Source organism: Bacillota bacterium (assembly GCA_013178045.1).
Taxonomy (GTDB): domain Bacteria; phylum Bacillota; class Ch66; order Ch66; family Ch66; genus Ch66.
This window is the reverse complement of record JABLXP010000047.1, coordinates 1-6,141: the sequence shown is the minus strand read 5'-3', so window position 1 is coordinate 6,141 and position 6,141 is coordinate 1. Positions and strand designations below refer to the sequence as shown.

4 protein-coding genes, 1 tRNA gene, 1 other RNA gene and 1 pseudogene are annotated in these 6,141 nt (G+C 48.6%); 1 reads left to right on the top strand and 6 read right to left on the bottom strand.

The features are described 5' to 3' along the window. Nucleotides 1-124: 124 nt before the first annotated feature. The 4 genes from HPY81_11460 to HPY81_11445 form a co-directional block, all read right to left on the bottom strand. Nucleotides 125-817, bottom strand: coding sequence for a hypothetical protein (locus HPY81_11460; GenBank protein NPV28016.1), 693 nt, complete (start codon nt 815-817; stop codon nt 125-127). A gap of 326 nt (nt 818-1,143) precedes the next feature. After that, nucleotides 1,144-1,219: transfer RNA gene (locus HPY81_11455), tRNA-Ala, on the bottom strand. A 111-nt stretch (nt 1,220-1,330) separates the two neighbouring features. Beyond that, the gene (locus HPY81_11450) at nt 1,331-1,750 is read right to left on the bottom strand and encodes an EamA family transporter (GenBank protein NPV28015.1); all 420 of its coding nucleotides are present in this window, start codon (nt 1,748-1,750) and stop codon (nt 1,331-1,333) included. 81 nt (nt 1,751-1,831) lie between these two features. Then, a complete protein-coding gene (locus HPY81_11445; protein ID NPV28014.1) occupies nt 1,832-2,116 on the bottom strand; it encodes a hypothetical protein in 285 nt (94 codons plus the stop codon). Nucleotides 2,117-2,611: 495 nt separating this feature from the next. Between HPY81_11445 and rnpB the strand changes: the two genes are divergently transcribed. After that, nucleotides 2,612-2,974, top strand: an RNA gene (gene rnpB / locus HPY81_11440) — RNase P RNA component class A. Nucleotides 2,975-3,366: 392 nt separating this feature from the next. Here rnpB and HPY81_11435 read toward each other — a convergent pair. Both HPY81_11435 and HPY81_11430 read right to left on the bottom strand, forming a co-directional pair. Then, nucleotides 3,367-4,137 (bottom strand): annotated as a pseudogene (locus HPY81_11435) (sodium ion-translocating decarboxylase subunit beta). A 439-nt stretch (nt 4,138-4,576) separates the two neighbouring features. Next, complete coding sequence (locus tag HPY81_11430) at nt 4,577-5,860, bottom strand: SLC13/DASS family transporter (GenBank protein ID NPV28013.1); 1,284 nt, start codon at nt 5,858-5,860, stop codon at nt 4,577-4,579. Between the last annotated feature and the right edge of the window lie 281 nt (nt 5,861-6,141).

The window sequence follows — 6,141 nt, the reverse complement described above, 5'->3', positions numbered from 1 at the left end:
GCCTGGAATAAAATGTTAAATTACATTGTGGTTTGGTTTTTGACCTTAATCTAGCGAAAAAAGAGTACATCTAAACGACTAACAATGTTTTACCTTTAACAAAAAAGCTAATTTTGCAAAAGGCTCAATTAATAATCAAATCATTATTGTTTTTATATACCTGCTTCGCAGGTATATTATTACCGCCGATACAAATGCCTCCATCGAACCGGCCATTCTGTCCGGATGGCGTCTCATCGTTCCAGTCATTTTGACCGCACTGATCTTCAATGTTCCCGGTCTCAGCTGGCAGTCTGCGATTGTCTCCTGCGGTCCCACCGATCCGGTCATTCTGTCCGTCAGGAGTTTCCTCGATTTCACAGAACCGGTCATTTTGTCCGGTCGGGTGATTTCTCCCTCCGGGGCAGCCTGTTTGAGGGTCCGTGAGCCCGGCTGAAGTTTCGAGTTCATTTGAAAAATGCCCATCCTGTCCATCCGGACAATCTGACCTGACCGGACCGCCCAGCAGCTCGTCAACCTTCCGGTAATCCAGGGTGTACCAGCGGGTGCGGTTGAAGCGGTTGTCGTTGAAGGCGCCGGTGAGAAGAATTCCTTCGGCCTCCAGCTTCTTCAGCGCCCGACGGATGGTCTTTTCGCTGATGTAGGGCAAATGTGCCTGAAATTCAGACAGCGGGACCGACACCCAGAGCCGCCCGTCGATGGCCGCTTCCGGCGCGGTCTGCAGGCGGTCGTAGAGATAACCGGCAATGATGGCTTCGTGCAGGCCGATTTTTCTGGCAAGTTCAGGGCTGAAAAACATCAAATTCTCAGTGAACATCAAACGCACACTTCCTTTCGCAAAATTTTCAGGCTGACGCCCGAAAATAAAAAAAAGCCCGGCTCTGCGCTGGGCCCGGAGTGAAAGGGAGTGCCGCTTCCCGACAGATCAAACTGCCGGGAACACAAAAAAAGCCAGGCAACTTCTACGCTGCCTGGCTGTTATTTTCGCACTGAAAAATTCGCACCGAAATTCGCACCGAGTTCGCACTGGGCTTGCAGGGAACTCCAGATACTTCAAGGGATTTAGGAAGCCCAACTCCGCTCCTGGTTTTATTTTCCAAATCCCTGAACCCCTTGATTTTCAAGGCTTTGAAGTCATTTAAGTGGTGGAGATAAGGGGAATCGAACCCCTGACCTCCTGAATGCCATTCAGGCGCTCTCCCAGCTGAGCTATATCCCCACGTTTAAATATTGTTTTCGTAACGGCTATTTTGATTAACCGTCCCAGGACTATAATTTAGCATAAACATGGATGATTGTCAACGTTGTTCTGCTGTTATTTCTTGGGAATTTAATTTTTGATTAATAACACTCCGGCCACGATAAAAAGCAAGCCGGCTACCTTCTCCCAGGTCAACTGTTCACCTAAGAGAAAGACGGCCACAATGACAGTCACTACGGGAAAAGCTGCCACAATTGGTGCCACCCGGGACGCTTCGCCCAGCTTCAAGGCGTAATAATAAGTAAGATGGCCCAGCAAAGCCGCGCTAACCCCCTCGCCAGCAATGAATAGCGCCGAGCGGGTACTAACCTCCGCTAGCTCCTGCAACTTGCCGGTAAACAGTCCTACGAACAGCAAGACGATTGTGACCACCGCAGAGCGGATTGATAAGGCCACAAATGGTTCAGTCGGGCCCAACCCAATCTTTCCTAGAATCGGGCCGATCCCCCACAAAAACAGGGTGATTAGCGCAAACAAAAAAGCCGTCAATTCCTTCCCTCCAATAGACCAACGTGGAATTTCATTTAATTTAAAATTTAATAAAATTATAATGTTACCTGCAGTCCGTTTTTAGTCTGGTTTAACCGAAACTGTTTCCGCCCATTTCTTCACCGCTGTCTGGTAACGAGAACACTGCTCTTTACTGGTGCAGCGCCGGCATTCCCGCTTGGGTAGTTTTTTGGCCCTGGGGTTCGGTAAATAAATGATTATCGCCTGCCACCGTTCACAAGGCGGTTGTTGTAGCATAAGGTCAATCTGTAAATGTTTAACCTCATGACCTTCCTCCAACCACTCACGAATCAATTCCTGAACTGCTTCCAGGGTCGGACCGGCGATAACCTTAATTTTTCTCATCATGTACCTCCCACAACCAAACAATTACTGGTGCCGGTTTTCTCATTCGACAGTCTCATCGTTCAATCCTGCCGAAACGACAAATCCCCGGAAATTTTGTCTCCGAGGATCTGGAAGCTGTTCAGCGGGGTTCTCTAGTATTCTTCGTTAGAAGCACCGAAAACTTTAGATTTGTTTGTACTCATTTCACTCCCACAAACATTACATTTGTTACTGGGTGAAGATACTGGAAACATGTTGCCACAGTTTGAACATTTAAATGAGCTTTCTGCATTGTCTGGTTGTTCAGGCGTACTCTTTCTTTCCATTGACATAATAGTCTTAACCTCCTCACCGATATTCTAGGTCTACGCTTATTATGCCCGGAACCAGCAAAGATATGTTAACCAACTAAATAGATCGACCAGCTTGTATTTCCATCGTTTTTCCGCTTGACATCAGTAAACATCAATGATATAGTATATAAGCTGACGTTGAACGAAATAACTTGAGTGATGAGTAAGTCAGATGATCGCGGGTACAAGCGCCGAAAGGCCGTACCTGAGGAAAGTCGGAGCTCCACAGGGCAGAGTGCTGGGTAACACCCAGTGGGGGCGACCCCAAGGAAAGTGCCACAGAAACAAACCGCCGGTCGCCAGACCGGTAAGGGTGGAACGGTGAGGTAAGAGCTCACCAGCAGTTGGGTGACCAACTGGCTAGGTAAACCCCACTTGGAGCAAGACCGAATAGGAGGGCAATGAAGTGGCCCGCTTCGCCCTCGGGTAAGGTCGCTGGAGGTGTCAGGCAACTGACATCCTAGATAGATGATCATCACCTCGTCAAGAGGGACAGAACTCCGCTTACCGATTTACTCGTCACCAAAATGAATGATTTATACAGGCGCTCAACAGGTTTATACTTGTTGGCGCCATTTTAGTAGAAAACATTTCAGTTTCCTGTAGGCACAAAGTTGTCGAAACGATCAACTTAGACAAGTTTTTTGTTAGTGGAGGATTTTCTTGGTATATTTAAGGTTAGATTCAAAATTCCGTCAACAACTTCATAAAGATTCAGCTCTTTAGCGGCAATTCTTTCTACTTTCTAATCCCCCTTCGTCATTAACTCTTTTCTGCATGTAATTAATTACCCTCCCATCCGATATTTGGATTAGGCAACTTATTGACCATTGAAAATTCAGAAATATGTGGCACAGGGATTGATGCACCACCAATCCCTGTTATCACTTTGAGGCTGGTTCCCTGCAAGTAATTTTATTTCCCGCTCAACATGGAAATGAACATCCCGGCCGCCACCGCGGTGCCAATCACCCCGGCCACGTTCGGCCCCATGGCGTGCATCAATATCCAGTTGCGCTTGTCCTCGCTTTGCGCTAATCGATGCATCACCCGGGCTGACATCGGCACCGCTGAAACGCCTGCCGCCCCAATCAGCGGGTTGATCTTTTCCTTCAGGAACAGGTTCATGATCTTAGCAAAAATAATCCCGGTAGCAGTAGCCGTTGCAAAGGCCACCAGACCCAGGCAGAAGATAAACAAAACTTTGGGGTTCAGGAAGGTCTCGGCCGTTCATGGTCGTCCCGACCGATATACCCAGGAATACGGTGACGATATTCAGGAGCGCGTTTTACGCCACATCGCTCAACCGTTCCACTACTCCCGACTCCCGGAAGAGGTTCCCCAGCATCAGCATCGCCATTAACGGGGCCGCCGGAACCAGGAGGGTGATCACCATAACGGCGATGATGGGGAAGAGAATTTTTTCGGTCTTACTCACTGGCCGCAATTGCCGCACGCGGATTTTTCTCTCTTCAGCCGTGGTCAGCAACTTGGCTACCGGCGGTTGAATAAGCAGCACCATTGCCATGTAGGAATAGGCCGCCACCGCGCATGGACCCATCAGGTACGGGGCCAGATATATGAGAGGAGATAGATGGTTGTTGGTCCGACAGCACCGCCAATAATCCCGATCCCGGCTGCCTCCTTAACGGTGAACCCAGCCAGGATGGCCCCGATGTAGGTGATATAAACCGACCGTTTTTAACGTCTCTAACATGTATGTTTCCTCCTCTTGTTACTCCATACTTGCGCAAAAGGCTTCTGCCCGGTTTTAAAAATTAATTAGACTTGGCTTCCTCCTTGACGCGCTTTTCTGTTCCCATGATAATCGCCGACGACAATTGGACCGAAAACATTAATATTATCAAGACCAGGAAAACCGGGTAAAACCATAAGCTACCACACGCCAGGCTCAAGTCCAATCTGTACCTATGCGCATCCCCTCCCAACTCTTATTTTCTTGCCCTGAAAATTATCTAAAATGAAGTTCGTCGGAACAAGAAGCCTGGAGGTAGCCACCCACCATGGGCTGGCCACCTCACATTAATCCCCCTAGCCAATATTCCACCCGCATCACAGCCGTTTTTCGTCATCAATAGTAAACAAGTCTTTTAGACGGCTAAAACTAACGGAGTGGCAAGAACAACGGTACAACAATAATGGTGACAATGTAAGCCAAGATGTTGAATAGACCACCAACTTTGACGTAGTCCATGAAACGGTAGCCGGCAACCAGAGTCATGGTCACTGGAGGAGTGGCAATAGGGGTCGAATACGAGAGGTTAGCCCCGATGACCAGGCCGACAACCAGGGTCAACGGATTAATGCCCAACCCCTGGGCCATGAATATACAGATCGGGGTAAGCATTGCCGTGCACGCCGTATTCGACATGATGTTGGTCAACACAGTCGCGATCAGAACAATTGCCGCGAATACCACCCAGGGCGTGGCATCCGTTCCTAATAGCCTGACTGCAGAGTCGGCGATGATTTTCCCCGCCCCACTCTTATCCAGGCCATCCGCGAAGCCCAAGGCACCGGCCAGGACAGCCACGGTAGTCCAATCCATCGTCTGGTAGACCCGTTTTTCCGAAATGCAGCCCGTCAGGACACAGACCAGGGCGCCGACCATGGCGATCATGCCGACCGTCCAGATCTTGGTGATAAAGCCAGCCACGCAAGTCGCCAGCACCAAGATCGAAATCCACATTTTTACGGGATTAACCGGCTTCTCAACTGTCGCCGCAGCCGCTGCCTCCGCCGTCTGAGTGTCCTGCTTTTCTGCAAAATCAAAGACCTTCTTTTGAAAACTGTAGCCAAATGTCATAAAATATACTAACAACAGGATTAAAAGAGGAATACCCCCAACACCAATGGTAAAAAAGCCCATCGTCGGTTGTCCCATTTTCTGCAGGATCCCCTGGGCAACCAGTTGTGGCGTTGACCCAACCAGGGTTAGCATCCCGCCCGCAACCGTAGCGAATCCCAGCGCCATATAGGTGTTCTTTTTGGTAATCAGTCCACCCGAAGTAGCCGCCACGGAAGCAATTACCGGCAAGAACATTGCACAGACGCCGGTATTACTGAGAAAACCTGACAGAATTCCTGCCACCAAAATCACCGCAGCCAGAAATTTTTTCTCATTCGTGCCAACGGCTTTGACCAGTTTGCTTCCAATCAAGCTTGCCGCGCCGGTTTCAAACAAGGCATTGCCAATCACAATCATTCCCAGCACCATCATCGTAGTGTCGTTGCTGAAACCAGCAAAAGCATCCTTATAACTGATCACGCCGAAGACAGCCATCGCTAGACAGGCGAATATTGAGGTTACAGCGATTGGTACCACTTCAGTCGCATACATAATGATTGCCAGGACAGTAATGATAATCGCAATTGTGGCTGCACTCATGCACGTTCCTCCTTCACACGCTTTTTTTAATAAAGTGGGGTTCCTGTGCAGTGGGGAAAATTTATTTCGTTTTGGTCACAAATATATTTCCATCTTTTATTCTCAACCCTACTCCAAGGTTCAGCAAATTACTATTTACCCCACTCACTTTGTTGGCCGAGTAAAATTTCAGTAGGCACCAGAAGGGGATCAGCCCCCTGAAAAAGAAATGAGACCTCGCCCAAAAAAACACCCAAAGTCAAACTAAAGGAGTGTGAGGTCTCATGTTAAATATTCGCCAA

What these genes read in the sequence shown, in the direction of transcription:
- HPY81_11460 (NPV28016.1), bottom strand. Translation starts at nt 817, where the DNA reads ATGTTCACTGAGAATTTGATGTTTTTCAGCCCTGAACTTGCCAGAAAA.
- HPY81_11430 (NPV28013.1), bottom strand. Translation starts at nt 5,860, where the DNA reads ATGAGTGCAGCCACAATTGCGATTATCATTACTGTCCTGGCAATCATT.
- HPY81_11445 (NPV28014.1), bottom strand. Translation starts at nt 2,116, where the DNA reads ATGAGAAAAATTAAGGTTATCGCCGGTCCGACCCTGGAAGCAGTTCAG.